Raw genomic sequence first — 21627 nt, 5'->3', positions numbered from 1 at the left:
AGCCTCAAGCTACAAGCCGGTCATGCTGTAGCTTGTAGCTTGTAGCTTGTAGCTTGTAGCTTGTAGCTTGCAGCTGTTGTTCAAATATTCACCAATCTCCTTGCGCCGCTCAGACCCCTTCTCTACAATCACGCCCCTTGCTGTCATGGCAGGCGCGCATGTGCCTGTCGCTGAGCAAGATAAACCAGTGTTATTCACTCCTTGTCTGACCGCTTTGGCGGCAGGCTACAACCCGTAAGGAGCATTCATGCGTCATTACGAAATCATCTTTCTGGTTCACCCGGACCAGAGCGAGCAAGTCGGCGGCATGGTAGAGCGTTACACCAAGCTGATCGAAGAAGACGGCGGCAAGATCCACCGTCTGGAAGATTGGGGTCGTCGTCAACTGGCCTACGCAATCAACAATGTTCACAAGGCTCACTACGTGATGCTGAACGTTGAGTGCACTGGCAAGGCTCTGGCCGAGCTGGAAGACAACTTCCGTTACAACGATGCCGTGATCCGTAACCTTGTCATCCGTCGCGACGAAGCCGTTACCGGCCAGTCCGAAATGCTCAAGGCTGAAGAAAACCGCAGTGAGCGCCGTGAGCGTCGCGATCGTCCTGAGCACTCCGACGCCGAAGGCGTTGATGGTGATGACAGCGACAACAGCGATAACGCTGACGAGTAATCCACGGACCTTTTGAGGAGCCCATTACATGGCACGTTTCTTCCGTCGTCGTAAATTCTGCCGCTTCACAGCTGAAAATGTGAAGGAGATCGATTACAAAGATCTCAACACCCTGAAAGCCTACGTATCCGAAACCGGCAAGATCGTTCCTAGCCGCATTACCGGTACCAAAGCTCGTTATCAGCGTCAGCTGGCTACCGCTATCAAGCGCGCCCGCTTCCTGGCCCTGCTGGCCTACACCGACAGCCACGGCCGCTGAGACCAGGTAGTCGACAAACGCAGTAAGGGATAGATCGCATGCGCGCCATGGCTGAATTCATCATGCGCGGCCGCGTGCAGGCCACTCTTGTAGTGGTTGGATGTGCGGCATTGCCGCTGTTGTTCTGGTTGAGTGCTGCCGCAGGTTGCCTTGTGCTCCTGCGACGCGGGTTGAGTGACGCCATGGGCGTACTCGCCTGGGCTTTGCTGCCGGCTTTGGTCTGGTGGTATTTCGGTGAACCTCGCACCCTTATGGTGTTGCTGGGTTCATGGGGGTTGGCGGCCGTATTGCGCGCCAGCGAGTCCTGGGTCCGCGTGCTGCTGGTCAGCGTAGTGGCTGGATTGTTGTACGCAGTTGTTTTGGGCGCGGTATTTCGCGAGCCCATCGAGGCCATGGCGGGAGAGCTGCAAAAACTCTTGCCCCATGTCTTCGGTGAAGCCTACCAGCAGATGTCGGTAGAAGAGCGAGCGCGTCTGGGAGCACTGATTACCCCGGTCCTTAACGGCCTGATCGCAGCGTTGTTGCAGATCGTCAGCGTGGTATGCCTGATCCTTGGGCGGTACTGGCAGGCGTTGTTGTATAACCCGGGCGGTTTCGGGCGCGAATTTCGCAGCCTGAAACTCCCGCGGGCACCGATGCTGGTGCTGCTGGTGTGCATGTTGGTGGGGCCGAATTTCGGTCCCCAGCTGGCGATGCTGACACCGTTGTGCAGCGTGCCGCTCATGTTCGCGGGCCTGGCCTTGATTCACGGTCTGGTGGCTGCAAAGCGCCTGACCCGGTTCTGGCTGGTGGGGTTGTACGTCACGCTGTTGCTGTTTATGCAGCTGATCTATCCGTTGCTGGTGGTGTTTGCCATTGTCGACAGCCTGATTGATTTTCGCGGCCGTCTGGCGTCGAAAGATGCCGATAACGGTTCTGCGAACGGTGAAGGTTAAAGTTAAGAGGTTATTACCAAATGGAACTGATCCTGCTGGAAAAAATCGCCAACCTGGGCAACCTGGGCGACAAAGTAAACGTTAAGGCCGGCTACGGTCGTAACTTCCTGCTGCCTTTCGGCAAAGCAACCGCTGCAACCGCTGCCAACGTGGCTGCGTTTGAAGAGCGTCGTGCAGAGCTGGAAAAAGCCGCCGCCGAGAAGAAAGCTTCTGCTGAAACTCGTGCTGCTCAACTGGCTGAGCTGGAAGTGACTATCACTGCCACCGCTGGTGACGAAGGCAAGCTGTTTGGTTCGATCGGTACTCACGACATCGCTGACGCACTGACCGCTTCTGGCGTTGAAGTGGCCAAGTCTGAAGTTCGTCTGCCGAACGGCACCATCCGTAACGTTGGCGAATACGACGTAGCCGTGCACCTGCACAGCGATGTTGAAGCTACCGTACGCGTCGTTGTTGTAGCTGCGTAAGCAGTCTGGTTTCTGCGCTTCGGTGCAGAAGTCTGACCGGCTGGTGGCTCGCGCCTCGGCCGGTTAGCATTGGGCACGTTCCTGTTCGCAGGTCGTGCCCTTTGTCATTTCTGAGTATCCTGATTCCATCCCCTGATTCCGTGTGGCCATGAACGACATCTCCGCTCCCGAGCAATATGACCTGCAAACCGCTGCCCTGAAGGTGCCGCCGCATTCCATCGAGGCCGAACAGGCCGTGCTTGGTGGTTTGATGCTGGACAACAACGCCTGGGAACGCGTGCTTGATCAGGTGTCGGATGGCGATTTCTATCGTCATGACCACCGTTTGATATTCCGCGCCATTGCCAAGCTGGCGGATCAAAACCAGCCGATCGACGTGGTGACCCTGGCCGAGCAGCTGGACAAGGAAGGGCAGACTTCGCAGGTAGGCGGCCTTGGTTACCTCTCGGAGCTGGCGAAGAACATCCCGTCCGTTGCGAACATCAAGGCGTACGCCCAGATCGTTCGCCAGCGCGCGACGCTGCGCCAGCTGATCGGCATCAGCACCGAGATCGCCGACAGTGCGTTCAACCCTGAAGGGCGCACCGCTGAAGAGATTCTCGACGAAGCCGAGCGGCAGATCTTCCAGATCGCCGAGGCGCGGCCCAAGACGGGCGGCCCTGTCAGCGTCAACGACCTGCTGACCCGCGCGATCGACCGTATCGACACGCTATTCAATATCGGCGACGGTATCACCGGTCTTTCCACCGGCTACACCGACCTGGATGAGAAAACCAGCGGCCTGCAGCCTTCTGACCTGATCATCGTTGCAGGGCGCCCGTCGATGGGTAAAACCACCTTCGCGATGAACCTGGTTGAAAATGCGGTGCTGCGCAGTGACAAAGCAGTGTTGGTCTACTCGCTCGAGATGCCAGGCGAGTCGCTGATCATGCGTATGCTTTCATCGCTGGGCCGAATCGATCAGACCAAAGTGCGTTCCGGCCAATTGGACGACGATGACTGGCCGCGTCTTACCTCGGCGGTCAACCTGCTTAACGATCGCAAGCTGTTCATCGACGACACGGCGGGTATCAGTCCGTCGGAAATGCGTGCGCGCACGCGTCGTCTGGTTCGCGAGCACGGCGAAGTCGGTCTGATCATGATCGACTACCTGCAGTTGATGCAGATCCCCGGCTCAAGCGGCGATAACCGTACGAACGAAATCTCCGAGATCTCGCGTTCCCTGAAGGCGCTCGCCAAAGAATTCAATTGCCCTGTGGTCGCGCTCTCTCAGCTCAACCGCTCCCTCGAACAGCGTCCGAACAAACGCCCGGTGAACTCCGACTTGCGTGAATCCGGAGCCATCGAGCAGGATGCCGACGTCATTATGTTTGTGTACCGGGACGAGGTGTATCACCCCGAGACCGAACACAAAGGCATCGCTGAAATCATCATCGGCAAGCAGCGGAACGGCCCTATCGGGTTTATCCGGCTGGCCTTCATCGGCAAGTACACCCGTTTCGAGAACCTCGCGCCGGGCAGTTACAATTTTGACGATGATGAATAGGTAGCCGCTAATCCGACCACTGTGGTCGGAATTGGTTATTTTTTGTGCTATTCTCCGCGCCCGCGAATTTCCACAAGAAATCGCCCCCCAGACACGAACACTGGTCATCGATATGCAAGCAGCCAAGCCGTTATTTGACTATCCGAAGTACTGGGCCGAATGTTTCGGACCAGCGCCTTTCCTGCCCATGAGCCGGGAAGAAATAGATCAGCTTGGCTGGGATTCATGCGACATCATCATCGTGACCGGTGATGCCTACGTCGATCACCCTTCGTTTGGCATGGCGATCATCGGCCGGCTGCTGGAGTCACAAGGCTTCCGCGTCGGGATCATCGCCCAGCCAGACTGGAAGTCAAAAGACGACTTCATGAAGCTCGGTGAGCCGAACCTGTTCTTCGGCGTCGCTGCCGGCAACATGGATTCGATGATCAACCGCTACACCGCCGACAAGAAAATCCGCTCCGATGACGCGTATACGCCTGGCGGTATGGCCGGCAAGCGTCCGGACCGCGCGAGCCTGGTTTATAGCCAGCGCTGCAAGGAAGCGTACAAAAACGTCCCGATCGTTCTGGGCGGCATCGAAGCATCGCTGCGCCGTATTGCTCACTACGACTACTGGCAGGACAAGGTTCGCAACTCGATCCTGATCGATGCCTGCGCCGACATCCTGCTGTATGGCAACGCCGAGCGGGCCATCGTCGAAGTCGCTACACGTCTGTCCTATGGCGAGACCATCGAAAGCATCACCGACGTGCGCGGCACGGCATTCATTCGTCGTGACACGCCGGAAGGCTGGTACGAAGTCGACTCCACGCGCATTGACCGTCCAGGCAAGATCGACAAGATCATCAACCCGTACGTGAACACTCAAGACACCCAGGCCTGCGCCATCGAGCAGGAGAAAGGTGACGTCGAGGATCCGAACGAAGCCAAGGTCGTGCAGATTCTGGCTAGCCCGCGCATGACACGCGACAAAACCGTGATCCGTCTGCCATCGATGGAGAAGGTGCGCGGCGACGCTGTGCTTTATGCCCACGCCAACCGCGTGCTGCACCTGGAAACCAACCCCGGCAACGCCCGTGCGCTGGTCCAGAAGCATGGCGAGGTGGACGTCTGGTTCAATCCGCCGCCCATTCCGATGACCACCGAAGAAATGGACTACGTGTTCGGCATGCCGTACGCGCGTGTTCCACATCCGGTGTATGGCAAGGAGAAGATCCCGGCCTACGACATGATCCGCTTCTCGGTGAACATCATGCGTGGCTGCTTCGGCGGCTGCACCTTCTGCTCGATCACCGAGCACGAAGGCCGAATCATTCAGAACCGTTCCCACGACTCAATCATCCGCGAGATTGAAGAAATCCGCGACAAGGTCCCGGGCTTCACTGGCGTGATTTCAGACCTCGGCGGGCCGACTGCGAACATGTACCGCATCGCCTGCAAAAGCCCTGAGATCGAATCCGCTTGCCGTAAGCCGTCTTGCGTGTTCCCCGGTATCTGCCCGAACCTCAATACCGATCACTCGGCGCTGATTCAGCTGTACCGCAGCGCCCGCGAATTGCCCGGCGTGAAGAAAATCCTGATCGCTTCCGGTTTGCGCTATGACCTGGCCGTCGAGTCGCCGGAGTACGTCAAGGAACTGGTCACGCACCACGTTGGCGGTTATCTGAAAATTGCGCCGGAGCATACCGAAGAAGGTCCGCTCAACCAGATGATGAAGCCGGGCATTGGCAGCTATGACAAGTTCAAGCGCATGTTCGAGAAGTACTCCAAGGAAGCAGGCAAAGAGCAGTACCTGATTCCTTACTTCATCGCGGCCCACCCGGGCACCACCGACGAAGACATGATGAACCTTGCCCTGTGGCTCAAGGGCAACGGCTTCCGTGCTGACCAGGTGCAGGCGTTCTACCCGTCGCCAATGGCGAGCGCGACCGCCATGTACCACTCCGGCAAGAACCCGCTGCGCAAGGTCACCTACAAGAGCGATTCGGTCACCATCGTCAAGAGCGAGGAGCAGCGTCGTCTGCACAAGGCGTTCCTGCGATACCACGATCCGAAGGGCTGGCCGATGTTGCGCGAGGCGTTGGAACGCATGGGGCGCACCGATCTGATCGGCCCTGCCAAGCACCAGCTGATTCCTCTGCACCAGCCGGATACCGATGCCTATCAAAGCGCGCGTCGCAAAAACTCGACGCCAGCCGGTAGTCATAAGGTTGCCAAAACCACCAAGATCCTGACGCAGCACACCGGTCTGCCGCAGCGCGGCAGCGATGGCAGCAAGCCTTGGGACAAGCGCGAAGAGGCGAAGGCTGCGGCGGCTGCTCGTAACAAGCAGGCAGCCAAGGATCGTGCGGATGCGGCCAAACCCGGCAAAGGCAAGAAGCCAACGCGTCAGCCGGTCTTTCCACGCTAAACGACAACGGACAACAAAACGCCAGCTTTCGAGCTGGCGTTTTGCGTTTTGGAGCAAATAACCCCACCCGCCTCATTTCCGTGCGACTCTTGCACCATTCGTTGAGGCGGGCGCGTTTTTGGTGCTGTGCCTGACTGATCAGGCCCCCTCTACGCCGGAGGCACCTGACTGGCCAGGGTGGCATAAGTCTTGCGCAGCTCCGTTACCGTCCAGGCTCGCAGGAGGCACGCCGTGTCGATTCACATTGCCTTGCACCACGTCACGCATTACCGCTACGAACGCGCGGTTGAGCTGGGGCCGCAGATCGTCCGCTTGCGCCCGGCGGCTCACAGCCGTACCCGTGTGCTGTCGTACTCGCTGAAAGTGCTGCCTGAAAATCACTTCATCAACTGGCAGCAGGACCCTCAAGGCAATTATCTGGCGCGTCTGGTCTTCCCTGAAAAGACCAACGAGCTGCGCATCGAAGTCGACCTGGTCGCCGAGATGGCGGTGTTCAATCCGTTCGATTTCTTCCTGGAGCCCTACGCTGAAAAGATCCCCTTCAGCTATGCGAGGGAGGAGCACCATGAGCTACAGCCTTACCTGGAAAAGCTGCCGTTGACGCCGAGGTTTCAGGACTACCTGAACAGCATTGACCGTACGCCCATACCGGCCATCGACTTTCTGGTCGGTCTCAACCAGCGTCTGGCCAGCGACATCGGTTATCTGATTCGCATGGAGCCCGGCATTCAGACCCCTGAATTCACCCTGGAGAATGCCTCTGGCTCATGCCGCGATTCGGCGTGGTTGTTGGTGCAATTGCTGCGTCATCTGGGCCTGGCCGCGCGTTTTGTTTCCGGCTACCTCATTCAGCTCAAGGCCGATGTCAAAGCGCTCGACGGCCCTTCCGGTACCGACGTTGATTTCACCGATCTGCATGCCTGGTGTGAGGTGTATCTGCCCGGCGCCGGTTGGGTTGGCCTGGATGCTACGTCCGGCTTGTTCGCCGGCGAGGGTCATATTCCGCTGGCGTGCAGCCCTGAGCCGTCTTCGGCGGCGCCCATCAGCGGGTTGGTCGAACCCTGTAATACCGAATTCAGCCATGAGATGTCGGTTGAACGGGTCTGGGAAGCGCCGCGCGTCACCCAGCCTTACAACGACGAGCAGTGGCAGGACATTCAGGCGCTGGGCCGTCAGATTGACAGCGATCTGGTGGCTCACGACGTGCGCCTGACCATGGGTGGCGAGCCCACGTTTGTGTCCATCGACGACCGCGACGGCGACGAATGGAATACCGCCGCATTGGGTCCGAAGAAACGGCTGCTGTCAGCCGAGCTGTACCAGCGAATGCGCAACCATTACGCGTCACACGGCCTCGTCCATTTTGGTCAGGGCAAGTGGTACCCCGGTGAGCAGCTGCCTCGCTGGTCGCTGAACTGTTTCTGGCGCCGGGATGGGCAACCGGTGTGGCGCAACAACGCGCTGGTCGCAGACGAAACGCTGGATTACGGTGCCGACAGCGAGATGGCGGGTGGCTTTCTGCGCCGCGTCGCCGAGCGGTTGAAGCTGCCGACGCGTTACGTTTTCCCGGCGTATGAGGACAAGTTTTACTATGTGTGGCGTGAAGGCACGCTGCCCAAAAACGTGAGCGCCGAGCTCTCTCGGCTGGATGATCCGCTGGAGCGCGCGCGTCTTCGTAAGGTATTTTCCCAGGGCCTGGATACGGTCATCGGCCACGTATTGCCACTGGCGCGAACCGCCGCGGATGACCGCTGGCAGAGTGGTCGGTGGTACCTGCGCGACGAGCATTGCCATCTGGTCCCCGGTGATTCGGCGCTAGGCTATCGCTTGCCGCTGGCTTCGCAACCGTGGGTCAAGGCGGCTGAATATCCGTACATCCATCCCACGGATCACAATCAGGCATTCGCAGAACTGCCTGATCGCGATGAGCTCCAGCTGCGCCTGGACAACCTGACTGAACAGACCGGACAGAGCACCGACCGTGAGCCGGAGATCGATGAGTCAGCCGATTGGCTGACCCGTACCGCGCTGAGCGCGGAGGCGCGGGGCGGGCGTCTGTACCTGTTCATGCCGCCGCTGCCATCGCTTGAGGCCTACCTGGAACTGGTGGCAGCCATCGAAGCGACCGCCGAGGAAATGCGCTGCCCGGTATTGCTGGAAGGCTACGAGCCACCGAGTGATCCGCGTCTGGCGAATTTTCGCATCACGCCCGACCCTGGAGTGATCGAAGTCAACGTTCAACCTTCCTCTACCTGGGATGAGCTGGTCGAGCGTACCGAGTTTCTTTACGAGCAGGCGCGATTGACCCGGCTGACCACCGAAAAATTCATGATCGACGGGCGCCACACGGGCACCGGTGGGGGTAACCATTTTGTGCTTGGCGGTGCGACGCCGGGCGACTCGCCGTTCCTGCGCCGACCGGACCTGCTGCGCAGCCTGCTGAGCTACTGGCACAACCATCCGTCGCTGTCCTACCTGTTTTCGGGCTTGTTCATCGGGCCGACGTCCCAGGCGCCGCGGGTTGACGAGGCGCGCAACGATTCTCTGTATGAGCTGGAAATCGCCTTTGCACAAATGCCTGAGCCGGGAGAGGAGTGTGCGCCGTGGCTGGTGGATCGCTTGCTGCGCAATCTGCTGATCGACGTCACCGGCAACACTCATCGCGCCGAGTTCTGCATCGACAAACTCTACTCGCCCGACGGCGCCACTGGCCGCCTGGGCTTGCTCGAACTGCGCGCGTTCGAAATGCCGCCCCATGCGCGCATGAGTCTGGCGCAGCAGCTGCTGCTCAGGGCGCTGGTGGCGCGTTTCTGGCGGGAACCTTATGCGCCGGCAAAATTGGCACGGTGGGGTACGGAACTGCATGACCGCTTCATGCTGCCGCACTTCATTGAGCAGGATTTTGCCGACGTGGTTGCCGAACTCAACAGCGCCGGTTATCCCGTACGTGCCGAATGGTTTGCGGCGCATCTGGAGTTTCGCTTTCCGAAGGTCGGCGACTACACCGTGAGCGGCATCGAACTGGAGCTGCGTCAGGCACTGGAACCTTGGCATGTGTTGGGCGAGGAGGGGGCAGCGGGCGGCGCGGTCCGCTACGTCGATTCGTCGCTTGAGCGCTTGCAGCTGAAAGTGTCGGGCCTGCCACCGCAGCGCTACGTGCTCACCTGCAACGGCATCCCGGTGCCGCTACGGCCAACCGGGCGCGTGGGCGAGTTCGTTGCCGGGGTTCGTTATCGCGCCTGGCAGCCGACCAATGCGCTACAGCCCACGATCCCGGTACACGCACCGCTGGTATTCGACATTGTAGATACCTGGATGCAGCGCTCGCTGGGAGGCTGCGACTATCATGTCGCCCACCCGGGAGGCCGCAATTACGAGACCTTGCCGGTGAACGGCAATGAGGCCGAAAGCCGCCGTCTTGCGCGGTTCTTCCGGATCGGTCACAGCCCCGGCAAGCGACATGTTCCAGCGTTGACGCTCAACGATGAGCTACCCATGACGCTGGATATGCGCCTGCATCGATAGGAGTACGGCGACCGGGCGGGAGCCGGGGCGCCGAGCCATACGGTCGAAACATGGAAAGCGCACCGGCGTGTCATGTTGTCTGCGCTAGTCTAAGCGCTGTTGATTCGAGTCCCTTTGCTGTCTGCCGAGCTTTCCATGCCTGACCTGCTTGACCACTATCCGCTTACACCGGGTACCTATCACGAAATGCTTGATGCCAGCGGCGCCATTCGGCCGCACTGGCGGCGCGTGTATGAGCACCTTCAACGCAGCACGCCCGCGCAGCTGATCCAGCGGCAGGCGCTGCTCGCCCGGCAGATTCAGGAAAACGGCGTCACCTATAACGTCTACGCGGACCCCAAGGGTGCTGATCGGCCCTGGGAGCTGGACATGCTGCCCCACGTCATTCCGCTGGAAGAGTGGCAACCCTTGGCAGCCGGCATTGCCCAGCGAGCCCGTTTGCTCAACGCAGTGCTGGCTGATCTGTATGGCCCGCAAGCGCTTATCGCTGAGGGTCTGCTACCGGCAGAACTGGTGTTCGGTCACAACAATTTTCTTTGGCCATGTCAGGGTGTGACGCCGCCCGAAGGGACCTTTCTGCATGTCTACGCGGTGGATCTGGCGCGCACGCCCGATGGCCGCTGGTGGGTCACTGCGGACCGAACCCAGGCGCCGTCGGGTGCCGGTTATGCGCTGGAAAACCGGTTGAGCGTGTCACGGGCGTTTCCTGAGTTGTACCGTGACCTGGAAGTCCAGCATCTGTCGAATTTCTTTCGCTCGTTGCAGCAAACCCTGGCGCGACAGGCCCCGGCCGGCCAGGAAGCACCGTTGGTGGTGATGCTGACACCAGGACGTTTCAACGAGAGCTATTTCGAGCATCTTTACCTTGCCGGTCAGCTTGGCTATCCGCTGGTTGAGGGCAATGATCTGACCGTACGCGATGCCACCGTTTACCTGAAGACCCTCAGCGGGTTGCGCCGTGTTCACGCGATCATGCGCCGGGTGGACGACGACTTCTGCGATCCGCTCGAATTGCGCACCGATTCGGCCCTTGGGGTGCCTGGCCTGCTGCAAGCGGTACGGCAGGGCCGCGTGCTGGTGGCTAACGCGTTGGGCAGCGGCGTACTGGAATCGCCGGGATTGCTCGGCTTTTTGCCCAAAATCAATGAACGCTTATTTGGTGAAGAACTGCTGTTGCCGTCCATCGCTACGTGGTGGTGCGGAGAGCCACCGGTGCTGGCTCAAGCGCTGGAGAAATTGCCGGAATTGCTGATCAAGCCTGCCTTCCCGTCGCAGAGCTTTGCGCCGGTGTTCGGTCGCGATCTCGACAGCCAAGAACGCCAGGCGCTGGCCGCGCGCATGCAGGCTCGTCCTTATGCCTACGTCGCCCAGGAGCTGGCTCAGTTGTCCCACGCGCCGGTCTGGCAGGGCGAGGAGCATCAGTTGCAGCCCCGGGCCATCGGCATGCGCGTGTACGCAGTGGCCACGGCCGAGGGCTATCGGGTTCTGCCCGGTGGGCTGACTCGGGTCGCCGCCGACGCTGATGCCGACGTGGTCTCGATGCAACGCGGCGGCGCGAGCAAGGACACCTGGATCCTTGGCGAACGTCCGCTCGGCAGTGAGGCATGGAAACATCGTCACTCGCTCGGCGTACATGACCTGGTTCGCCGCGACCCGTATCTGCCGTCGCGCGTTGTGGAAAACCTGTTCTGGTTTGGGCGTTATTGCGAGCGCAGCGATGACAGTGCCCGCCTGCTGCGGATCATGCTGGCCCGCTACGTTGACGGCGATGATCCGGTGGCGCTGCAAGCGGCGGTCGAGCTGGCCGAGCGTTTGAATCTTCTGCCGTTACAGGATGAGGACGAGCCCCGCGAACTGCATGAGCGTTTGCTTGAGGCCTTGTTGGGCGAGGACTGGCCGTTCAGCCTGCGCTCCAATCTGCAGCGCTTGCAGTGGGCAGCGTCGCAGGTGCGCGGCAAGTTGTCTCGAGAGAACTGGCAGGCGCTGGTAGAGCTGCAGCGTGAAGCAATGAGCCTGGAGACCAAGACACCCGATTTCGGTGAGCTGTTGGACTTTCTCAACCGTCTGGTGATGTCGCTGGCAGCGTTGTCCGGTTTTGCGCTCGATGACATGACCCGGGACGAAGGCTGGCGTTTCCTGATGATCGGGCGGCGTATCGAGCGCTTGCAGTTTCTCTGCACGACGCTGGCGGCGTTTCTGCGCAGCGAGACGGTGTTTCATCAGGATGCGCTCGACGGCCTGCTCGAACTGGGCAACAGCGGCATCACCTACCGCTCGCGCTACCTGGCATTGCCGCAACTGACCCCGGTGCTCGACCTGCTGGTGCTGGATGATCAGAACCCTCATGCGGTGTTATTCCAGCTCAAGCTGGTGGCTCGCTCTGTGAAACGCTTGAATGAGGATTTTGGTGTGCCGCATGACAGCAGCCTTACAGGGCTGATCCAGCGTCTGACGGCTTTTGATCTGGGGTGTATCGAGGAAGGGCTGTTTGGAGAAAGTAGCGTGAAGGCTGCGCTGCACGGGCTGGCGGATCTGCTGCAGACGATTGGCGAGACCAGCGGCCAGGTGTCTGACCGGCTCGCGCTGCGCCACTTCGCTCATGTGGATGATGTCAGTCAACGTACGGTGTCGGTCTGATGAACAGCGCTCGCTACCAAATACTTCACGACACACACTACAAATACGACAGCCCGGTTTCTCTGGCGCAGCAGCTTGCCCATTTGTGGCCACGGCGCAGCCCCTGGTTACGCTGCCTGGCGCAGCAACTGGACATCAGCCCAACCCCGACGACGCGTCGCGACGAACTGGACGTGTTTGGCAATCCACTGACGCGGCTGGCCTTCGAACGTCCTCACGACGAACTGCAGGTCAACGCGCGCTTGCTTGTCGAGGTACTGGAGCGTCCAAAGATGGATTTCAATGCGTCGGCTGCCTGGGATGAAGCGCGCCATGCCTTGAGCTACAGCGCGTCGAAAATGGCACCTGCCATCCTCGATGCCTGCCGCTACCGTTTCGAGTCGCCTTACGTTCACCTGAAACAGACATTCATCGAGTTCTCTGCCAGCTGTTTTCCCGCAGGGCGGCCATTGCTGCAATGCGCGCAAGCCTTGATGGAGAAGATATTCGGAGAATTCACCTTCGATGGCGAGGCCACGCAGGTAGCAACGCCATTGGTGGAGGTGCTGGAAACGCGTCGGGGTGTTTGCCAGGACTTCGCCCATTTGATGCTGGCTTGCCTGCGGTCTCGGGGCTTGGCGGCGCGTTATGTCAGCGGGTACTTGCTCACCCAGCCGCCACCTGGCCAGCCACGGCTGATCGGCGCCGACGCGTCTCACGCATGGGTATCGGTGTTTTGTCCACGAATGGGCTGGGTTGATTTCGACCCGACCAACAATGTTCAACCTGCGCTTGAGCACATCAGTCTGGCATGGGGGCGGGATTTCTCTGACGTGTCGCCATTGCGCGGGGTCATTCTGGGCGGCGGGAGCCACGACCCGGAAGTCAGGGTAACAGTGATGCCGGTTGAGCCGGAGGTTGAAGCGCAGCGTGCAGTCTAGGAGCGCGGTTGCCCTCGAAAAGTATTACTGACGACGCACAGGCGCGGGGTTCAGTAATGCATCGCGGGCAAGCGCTTATGCGACGTTTAATATTTAGCCATGGCCAGCAGGGTTCCGCGGCCATCTGAGGGGGGATCACTCAGCGGGTTTTTCTTCGGCAGAGCCATTGACGTCGGCAGGGGCGTGGCCCTCAGTAGAGCCTTCAGTGCTCTCGCCTTCGACGACTTCACCTTCTCCAGCCAGTGCCTCAGCTTTTTCGGCCTGCTTGCGCTGTGCTTTCTCCTCTTTCTTTTGCTCTTTTGCCAGATCGCGTTGGCGTTTGGCGAAGGAATAGTTGGGTTTGGCCATGGGCAGTCCTCGAGGCAGACGATAAGTCAGCCCATTCTGCCTGAGAATGACGCAAACCCGGCGTGGTATTTTTCCTTTGACGGGCCCCGATCAGCCTCAGTCTCCAGCCACAGAGGGTTTCAGCGATTGCAAATGGCGCGCGGGTAAGCGCTGTAATCCTGGCTCGCACGGTCGTAATTACCTGAAGCGCCACAGGCGTAAGCGGCGAGCAAACTGCGGAAAATACTGGAGAGTTGCATGGGATCGTCCTGAAGATGAATGACAGGGCGATCTTATGCAGCGAAAGTAGCGCTGACTGTTTGATTGTCTTGATGGCCCTGATAGGGCCTTCCGGGCAGATTCGGCAATAGCGTGGTTAAATCGTTTTATTTCAGGACAGTCTTCGGAGACGAACTCCAGGGCTGCCCCACCAGGAGACGCACGATGATTCGCAAGCTTGTCGCAATATCAGTTCTGACTTTGGCCAGCGGCCACCTGCTGGCGGCCGAGTGTTCGGTCGATGTCGATTCAACCGATCAGATGACCTTCACCACCAAAGCCATCGAAATCGACAAAAGCTGCAAGCAGTTCACCGTTAACCTGAAGCATTCGGGCAGCCTGCCGAAGGCCGTCATGGGTCATAACCTGGTCATCAGCAAATACGATGACATGTCGCAGATCGCAACTGACGGCATGAGCGTCGGTCTTGATAAGAGTTATCTAAAGGACGGTGATGCCCGCGTGATTGCCCACACCAAGGTGATCGGCGGCGGCGAAACGGATTCGGTCACGTTCGACGTATCCAAGCTGGACCCGGCCGAGAAATACGGTTTCTTCTGCTCGTTTCCGGGCCACATCGGCATGATGAAAGGCACTGTCACGCTGAAGTGACCTTCAGGCCCGCGTCGAGTCGGTCATCTTGAAGATGCCCTGGGCGTTGCTGCTGTCAAAGTTGAGGTCGATCTTGCCGTTGTCAGGGTCGATCTTGCGCTGGATGAACTCGACGAACGAGCCCGGCACCTTGTGTACGGCCACGACGCCCTCGGCGTTGATCAGCCCACGCTCCACCGCGCAGGCTTTATAAGCGGTTTGCATCACTCTCCCGGAACCAGACACCTCAATGGTGTCCTTCATCGGGCGCTCGCGGCGGTTTTGCTCCGCTACGGTTGCTTCCAGGTCCACGACTCGATCGGTCAGGTGATTGAAGCTATTCCCCTCGGTGGCAATCCACGCCATCTCGGCACTTTCCCTGAGCAACTGACGGTAGTCGTCTTCTCGAACGGTGCCATGTTGACGGCCAAATGCGCGATACAGCGCCGGTAATAACCGGGTGGCTTCGGCCATGCTGCAATGTCGGGTGTTACGCAGGCGAGCGAGGATACTCAGATGCTCGGGACTCAGCGGATCTCGGCTTGAACCTACCACGCGGCTGACCGCGTCTTGAAAGCCCTGGCTAAGGCGACCAGGGTGAAGCTCGGAAACGAAGAACTGCGCGATGTCTTCAGGCAGGTCCATCTGGCGGTATCCCCAACCGGTCATGTTCAGCCTGGTTAGCGGATAAGTGCGCACGTCGGTGAAACCCAGGGGCTCCAGCAGTCGCGAAAACGCCTGGCGCCCCCGCGGCAATTCGCCGTTGTCTGCCCAGTCGACGGTGCGGATGGCGCCATGGTCGAAGACCACTTTGCGCCCCCCTTCAAATTGCTCATCAACGTAGCGAAGTCCGTCCGGGACGGCCTGCACCAACTTGTGAAACAGACACAGGTTCAGTGCTTCGGCGAGCCATGCCCGGTGGATAGCCTCGTCGGACCAGGAAAACCCGGCCAATGCCTGAGGCACCTCAACGCGGAGTTCGAGCCACGCTGCAGCGGGCTGGCCGACGGTGGACGCAACGAGATCGAAGAGGCCTTTGAAAGCAGTCATGGATAGCGGCTCTGAGCAAAGAAGTCAGAGCACTATGTAAGCCGTGATGGCGAAGAGCATCAAGCGAAAAGAACGAACGGGTTCATTCCGTTTGTGAATACAGCGGCGTTTAGCCTGTGTCGCAGATCGCGGGAATGGCTGTAGGAGCGACCGAAGTGGCGCTCCTGCAGCATCTGCGTGCTCGGGGGGATGGCTTCACACCGTAGACGCATGGATTGCCGCTACGGGACGGTTATGGTGCGTAAGGCAGATCCCGTTTGTGCTGGGTTTTACGGTAAGTGTTGACAATGATCTCGGCGGTCTCCGGCTTCACGGTTTCGCCGTGCAGGAACGCATCGATCTCAGCGTAAGTGATGCCGTGGGATGCTTCGTCCGGCTTGCCTGGGGTGAGCTCCTCCAAGTCGGCAGTGGGGACTTTCTCCACCAGGTTCTGCGGCGCTCCGAAGCTGCGCGCGATGGCTCGCACCTGATGTTTTACCAGTCCACTCAACGGCGCCAGGTCGCACGCGCCGTCGCCGAACTTGGTGTAGAAGCCCATGACTGCTTCGGCAGCATGATCGGTGCCGATCACCAGACCACCCTTCACACCGGCGATGGCGTATTGCGCGACCATGCGCGCACGGGCCTTGATGTTGCCCTTGACGAAATCGACCGTTGCAGCGGGCTGGCCTTCAAAGGCCTTGATTTGCTCAACCAGCGCCCTGACCGAAGGCGCGATGTCCACCGTATGGCGCTCGTCTGCATTGATGAAATCCACCGACGCGGTAGCTTCGTGCTCGTCTTGCTGGATGTGATACGGCAGGCGCACGGCGATGAACTTATAGGCATCGTCACCCGTGGCTTCACGCAACTCACGGATCGCACGTTGGGCCATCAGGCCTGCGGTCAGTGAATCGACGCCGCCGCTGATGCCCAGCACGAGGACCTTCAGGCGAGCTTCCTGCAGGCGCTCCTTGATGAACTGTACGCGGCGACTGACTTCGGCCTGCAGCGCTTCATCGTTGGCGAAAGGTGGCTGGACATTGAGCTGCCGGGCGATCTCGCGCTGTACGTCTTGCATGATTGACTCCTTGAGCAAAAAAGGAATGGCATGAAAATAGGGCGGCTGTCGGTGTTCGACTCACGCTGGCACTTTAAAGACGTGGCGCAGGTAGGACACAAATTCAGGGTCCTTGCACTGCGTCTTCCCGGGCTCGTCCGAAATCTTGGCAACGGGCTGGCCGGCGCATGCGGTCATTTTGAGCACAATGCTCATGGGTTTTATGCCAGGAATATCCGCAGTCAGGTTGGTGCCAATGCCGAAGCTGACATTGATGCGACCACGCAATGCACGGAATATTTCCAACGCTTTCGGCAGATTCAGCCCATCGGAAAACACCAGGGTCTTGCTCATCGGATCAATGCCCAGCTTCTGGTAGTGGCGGATGCATTTCTCGGCCCACTGCACAGGGTCGCCCGAGTCGTGGCGCAGGCCATCGAAAAGCTTGGCGAAAAACAGATCGAAGTCATTCAGAAAAGCGTCGGTTGTGATGCAGTCTGTCAGCGCGATACCCAGCAGTCCGCGGTACTCACGGACCCAGCAGTCAAGGGCGGCAATCTGGCTGTCGATCAGTCGCGGGCCGAGCTGTTGATGCGCCATGATCCACTCATGGGCCATGGTACCGAGCGGCTTGAGGTCGAATTTGCGTGCCAGATGGACGTTGCTGGTGCCAACGAACTGGCCGGGGAAGTCTTTTTTAAGCACTGCAACGACGTCTTCCTGCACCGCAAAGGAAAAGCGCCGGCGAGTGCCGAAGTCGGCCACTTTCAATTCGGCCAATTCATCGGCGTTGGCGGTGGCGGTCAGCCAGTCGAATTTGCGGTACAACTGATCGCGCGCCTGACTCAGCAGGGTCTCGGGGTTGCGATGACGGTTACGAACCTCGCTGACGATGGCCAGCACAGGCACTTCAAACAGGATCACATGCAGCCACGGGCCGGAGAGGCGAATGCACAGCTCATCGTTTTCGATGGTGGTCTGGACGTAGCGCAGGTTGAAGCGAAACAGACCGAGGAAACGCAGGAAATCGGGTTTCATGAAGTTGATGCGTTCGAGGAAACCGGTCTCCTCGATGCTCAGCGACAGCTCGCACAGTTGCTCGATCTGATGACGGATTTCGGCCAGATAGGGGCGCAGGTCCTCACCGTTGCGGCAGCGAAACTCCCACTCCACTTCAACGTTGGGGTAGTTGTGCAGTACGGCCTGCATCATGCTCAGCTTATAGAGGTCGGTATCGAGCAGGTTCTGCACGATGCGATCCGCGAAAGCGCTCTCGCTCATTGTGTCGCTCCAGCCAGCAGCGGCCGCCAGGGTGCGGCCGGGGAGATTCAATTGGGTGTCGCATACAACCTTGCGGTAGCGCTGTGGCGGTACGTCCGGTTTGTTATTGACGATGGCCGACATAATGCCAGTCGTCGTGCGGGAGGGGCAGAAATGTTTCAGCGACTGACTGCCTGCACCTGGTCGCGCTGGTTGGAAGGCCAGTTGTGGGGACTGGCCTAAGCACCCATTGTGTGGGATGGCATGAGCACCAATTGAGTGGAAATGGCACGAGCACCAATTGTGGGACCGGCTTCAGCCGGGAAGGCGTCGGTGGTCACACCGCAGATTTGAGGGTGCGCAAACCGGCCCCTTCCCGGCTGAAGCCGGTCCTACTTAAAGCACTGCGTGTATCCAGTGGGCTAGCGGAAACCCTGACTGTGGGACCGGCTTCAGCCGGGAAGGCGTCGGTGGTCACACCGCAGATTTGAGGGTGCGCTAACCGGCCGCTTCCCGGCTGAAGCCGGTCCCACTTAAAGCACTGCGTGTATCAGTGGGGGTGGCTGAAACCCTGACTGTAGGACCGGCTTCAGCCGGGAAGGCGTCGGTGGTCACACCGCAGATTTGAGGGTGCGCTAACCGGCCGCTTCCCGGCTGAAGCCGGTCCCACTTAAAGCACTGCGTGTATCAGTGGGGGTGGCTGAAACCCTGACTGTAGGACCGGCTTCAGCCGGGAAGGCGTCGGTGGTCACACCGCAGATTTGAGGGTGCGCAAACCGGCCCCTTCCCGGCTGAAGCCGGTCCTACTTAAAGCACTGCGTGTATCCAGTGGGCTAGCGGAAACCCTGACTGTGGGACCGGCTTCAGCCGGGAAGGCGTCGGTGGTCACACCGCAGATTTGAGGGTGCGCAAACCGGCCGCTTCCCGGCTGAAGCCGGTCCCACTTAAAGCAACTGGTGTATCCAGTGGGGGTGGCTGAAACCCTGATTGTGGGATCCAGTGTGCCGGGCTGAAACCGTGACTGTGGCTTCAGCCGGGGATGTTTTCACTGCGGGGTGGGCGCGTCGATTTGCTCAAGCATCCATTCGACGAATACCCGGATCTTCGGCACTTCGGCAGCGTGTTCGGGGTAGGCGAGGTAATACGCATCCTGGCTGGGCAGGGCATGGGGCCACGGCATCGCCAGCTTGCCGTCCGCCAGTTCTTCTTCCACCAGGAACCGGGGCAACAGCGCAACCCCGCAACCCACCTGCGCGGCACGGATGCACATATAGATCGTTTCGAAGCGCGGGCCATGGTAGCTGTGTTCGGTCTGATAACCCTGGCTTTCAAACCAGTCGTGCCAGGCTTGTGGGCGATGCGCATTTTGCAGCAGGACCAAGTCGCTCAGCTGTGTCGGATCGGTGAACGGCCGTTCGGGGATACTGGCCGGAGCGCAGACGGTGATCAGCTCTTCATTGAACAGCTTTACGCTCTCGGCGCCAGGCCGAGCACCACCGCCGAAATAGAACGACACATCGCAGCGACTCTGTGCCAGGTCGTCGCTCTCCTGCTCGTTGACCAAGTCCAGATGAATGTGGGGATGACGCAAGCGCCAGCCCTTCAGGCGCGGAACCAGCCAGCGTGCGCCAAAAGTCGAAGGCGTCGACACGCGCAGGACTTCAGTCTCGCCGCCGTAGGAACGCAGGAAGTGCGTCGACATCTCCATCTGCATCAGGACTTTGCGCACCTCAGCCAGATAGAGCGCGCCGGCAGGGGTTAGCTGCAGGCGCCGACGAACCCTGCGAAACAACAGGTGTTGCACCAATTCTTCCAGCTGCGCGACTTGCTTGCTCACGGCGCTTTGCGTGAGGTTCAACTCCTCGGCCGCGCGGGTAAAACTCAAATGGCGTGTGACCGCCTCAAAACATTGCAGCGCAGTGACCGACGGGAGATGGCGTTTATTCAACATATTCGGCTCGTTCAGCGTCAGCATGAAAAAACGGAATGATATCTCGCTTAATCGTCGTTTGTTGCAGTGCCGTGTGCCAGCTATTACTACAGGCTGACAAAATTGCCAAAGCCTGACATTCCGCTTTCGCACCTACGATCCGTCTCAGGAGAAACCATGCTCAACGATCTGCTTACCCGACTCGGTGTCGATGCCGCGCTTTATCAGCAGGGCGACAAGCCTGTTCATACGCCAATTGACGGGAGTCAGGTCGCTTCGGTGAGCTGGGAAGGCGCCGCCGAAGTCGAACAGCGCATCACCCGTGCCGACCATGCATTCGAAGCGTGGCGCAAAGTGCCTGCGCCCCGTCGCGGCGAGCTGATCCGGTTGTTTGGCGAAGCGCTGCGCACGCACAAAACAGACCTTGGTGAGCTGGTGTCCTGGGAAGCGGGCAAGATCACTCAGGAGGGGCTGGGTGAAGTGCAGGAAATGATCGACATCTGCGACTTTGCGGTCGGGTTGTCACGTCAGATGTACGGCCTGACTATCGCCTCCGAGCGCCCTGGCCACCACATGCGTGAAACCTGGCATCCGCTGGGGGTTGTCGGTGTCATCAGCGCGTTCAACTTCCCGGTGGCGGTCTGGTCGTGGAACACCGCGTTGGCGTTGGTTTGCGGTAACTCAGTGATCTGGAAACCGTCGGAAAAGACGCCACTGACTGCGCTGGCGTGCCAAGCGCTGTTCGATAAAGTCGCAGCGCAATTCTCCGACGCTCCGGCTTACCTCACGCAGTGCATTGTCGGCGGCCGCGAAGCCGGCGAGGCATTGGTTGATGACCCTCGCGTGGCGTTGATCAGCGCGACTGGCAGCACGCGCATGGGCCGCGAAGTGGCGCCAAAACTCGCGGCACGTTTCGCCCGCAGCATTCTGGAGCTGGGTGGCAACAACGCGATGATCCTTACCCCAAGCGCCGACCTGGACCTGGCAGTGCGCGCGGTGCTGTTCAGCGCCGTCGGCACGGCCGGGCAACGCTGCACCACCCTGCGCCGATTGATTGCTCACACGTCGGTGAAGGCCGAGTTCGTCGAGCGTCTGAAAGCGGCGTACGCCAAAGTGCGCATCGGTCATCCGCTGGAAGGCAACCTGGTTGGCCCGCTGATCGACCGGCAGAGCTACGAAAACATGCAGGAAGCCCTGGAGCAGGCGTTGAGCGAAGGCGGCAAGGTGTTTGGCGGCAAGCGTCAGTTGGAAGATAAATTTCCCGATGCCTATTACGTCTCGCCCGCCATCGTCGAGATGCCGGAACAGAGCGACGTAGTACGCAGCGAGACCTTCGCACCGATTTTGTACGTGGTCGGTTACGACGATTTCAGCGAGGCGGTAAAGCTGAACAATGACGTGCCGCAGGGCCTGTCTTCTTGCATCTTTACCACGGACGTGCGCGAGGCGGAGCAGTTCATCTCGGCATTGGGCAGCGATTGCGGCATTGCCAACGTCAACATTGGCCCGAGTGGTGCAGAGATTGGCGGCGCGTTTGGTGGCGAGAAGGAAACCGGCGGGGGGCGTGAATCCGGGTCGGATTCGTGGAAAGGCTACATGCGCCGCCAGACGGCCACCGTTAACTACTCCCGCGAGCTGCCGCTGGCCCAGGGGATTACGTTTGATTGATTAGCAGAGACGGAGTGTAGTCATCGCACCGCGTTGACTTCATTCGCGACCAAGCTCGCTCCCACATATTTGCGCAAGTCATGTGGGAGTGAGCTTGCTCGCGAAGTGGTC

16 protein-coding genes are annotated in these 21627 nt (G+C 59.7%); 11 read left to right on the top strand and 5 right to left on the bottom strand.

The annotated features are described in order from the left end of the window. Window positions 1–247 precede the first annotated feature (247 nt). The 9 genes from rpsF (at window position 248) to LT42_RS17620 (ending at window position 13372) form a co-directional block, all read left to right on the top strand. A complete protein-coding gene (gene rpsF / locus LT42_RS17660) occupies window positions 248–670 on the top strand; it encodes a 30S ribosomal protein S6 (protein WP_037015709.1) in 423 nt (140 codons plus the stop codon). A 28-nt stretch (window positions 671–698) separates the two neighbouring features. Further along, window positions 699–929 (top strand): 30S ribosomal protein S18, encoded by a 231-nt coding sequence (gene rpsR, locus LT42_RS17655; protein ID WP_037015707.1) that lies wholly within the window; start codon window positions 699–701, stop codon window positions 927–929. Window positions 930–967: 38 nt separating this feature from the next. Beyond that, entirely contained in the window at window positions 968–1864 is an 897-nt protein-coding gene (locus tag LT42_RS17650; RefSeq protein WP_037015705.1) for a YybS family protein, read from the top strand. A 20-nt stretch (window positions 1865–1884) separates the two neighbouring features. Beyond that, window positions 1885–2331: a 50S ribosomal protein L9 gene (gene rplI, locus LT42_RS17645; RefSeq protein ID WP_037015702.1), complete on the top strand. Its 447-nt coding sequence runs from the start codon at window positions 1885–1887 to the stop codon at window positions 2329–2331. Between the two features lie 148 nt (window positions 2332–2479). After that, complete coding sequence (gene dnaB, locus LT42_RS17640) at window positions 2480–3877, top strand: replicative DNA helicase (RefSeq protein ID WP_037015699.1); 1398 nt, start codon at window positions 2480–2482, stop codon at window positions 3875–3877. A gap of 112 nt (window positions 3878–3989) precedes the next feature. Then, window positions 3990–6290, top strand: coding sequence for a YgiQ family radical SAM protein (locus LT42_RS17635; RefSeq protein WP_037015696.1), 2301 nt, complete (start codon window positions 3990–3992; stop codon window positions 6288–6290). A 231-nt stretch (window positions 6291–6521) separates the two neighbouring features. Further along, window positions 6522–9815, top strand: a complete 3294-nt coding sequence (locus tag LT42_RS17630; protein WP_037015693.1) for a transglutaminase family protein — start codon at window positions 6522–6524, stop codon at window positions 9813–9815. Between the two features lie 135 nt (window positions 9816–9950). Further along, window positions 9951–12452 carry a circularly permuted type 2 ATP-grasp protein gene (locus LT42_RS17625; RefSeq protein WP_037015690.1) on the top strand — a complete coding sequence of 834 codons (2502 nt, stop codon included), beginning with the start codon at window positions 9951–9953 and terminating at the stop codon, window positions 12450–12452. After that, complete coding sequence (locus tag LT42_RS17620; RefSeq protein ID WP_037015687.1) at window positions 12452–13372, top strand: transglutaminase family protein; 921 nt, start codon at window positions 12452–12454, stop codon at window positions 13370–13372. The genes LT42_RS17625 and LT42_RS17620 overlap by 1 nt, the downstream gene beginning before the upstream one ends. Window positions 13373–13507: 135 nt before the next feature. Here LT42_RS17620 and LT42_RS17615 read toward each other — a convergent pair whose 3' ends face one another. Continuing rightward, window positions 13508–13720 carry a hypothetical protein gene (locus tag LT42_RS17615; protein ID WP_037015685.1) on the bottom strand — a complete coding sequence of 71 codons (213 nt, stop codon included), beginning with the start codon at window positions 13718–13720 and terminating at the stop codon, window positions 13508–13510. A gap of 423 nt (window positions 13721–14143) precedes the next feature. Between LT42_RS17615 and azu the strand changes: the two genes are divergently transcribed. Then, the gene (gene azu, locus LT42_RS17610; protein WP_037015682.1) at window positions 14144–14590 is read left to right on the top strand and encodes an azurin; all 447 of its coding nucleotides are present in this window, start codon (window positions 14144–14146) and stop codon (window positions 14588–14590) included. 3 nt (window positions 14591–14593) lie between these two features. On the opposite strand, the gene LT42_RS17605 is transcribed toward azu, so the two are convergent. The 4 genes from LT42_RS17605 to LT42_RS17590 form a co-directional block, all read right to left on the bottom strand. Beyond that, window positions 14594–15619: a DUF1338 domain-containing protein gene (locus LT42_RS17605; protein ID WP_037015680.1), complete on the bottom strand. Its 1026-nt coding sequence runs from the start codon at window positions 15617–15619 to the stop codon at window positions 14594–14596. A 232-nt stretch (window positions 15620–15851) separates the two neighbouring features. Further along, window positions 15852–16679, bottom strand: a complete 828-nt coding sequence (gene nadE, locus LT42_RS17600) for an ammonia-dependent NAD(+) synthetase (RefSeq protein WP_037015678.1) — start codon at window positions 16677–16679, stop codon at window positions 15852–15854. A 60-nt stretch (window positions 16680–16739) separates the two neighbouring features. Then, the gene (gene pncB / locus LT42_RS17595) at window positions 16740–17939 is read right to left on the bottom strand and encodes a nicotinate phosphoribosyltransferase (RefSeq protein WP_037017496.1); all 1200 of its coding nucleotides are present in this window, start codon (window positions 17937–17939) and stop codon (window positions 16740–16742) included. 1024 nt (window positions 17940–18963) lie between these two features. Continuing rightward, complete coding sequence (locus LT42_RS17590; protein WP_037017494.1) at window positions 18964–19869, bottom strand: LysR family transcriptional regulator; 906 nt, start codon at window positions 19867–19869, stop codon at window positions 18964–18966. Window positions 19870–20025: 156 nt separating this feature from the next. Between LT42_RS17590 and amaB the strand changes: the two genes are divergently transcribed. After that, complete coding sequence (gene amaB, locus LT42_RS17585) at window positions 20026–21516, top strand: L-piperidine-6-carboxylate dehydrogenase (protein WP_037015676.1); 1491 nt, start codon at window positions 20026–20028, stop codon at window positions 21514–21516. The last annotated feature ends 111 nt before the right edge of the window (window positions 21517–21627 follow it).

Origin of the sequence: Pseudomonas lutea, from assembly GCF_000759445.1 — a bacterium.
In the GTDB taxonomy this organism is placed as follows: Bacteria; Pseudomonadota; Gammaproteobacteria; order Pseudomonadales; family Pseudomonadaceae; genus Aquipseudomonas; species Aquipseudomonas lutea.
This window is presented reverse-complemented; position numbering and strand designations above follow the sequence as displayed.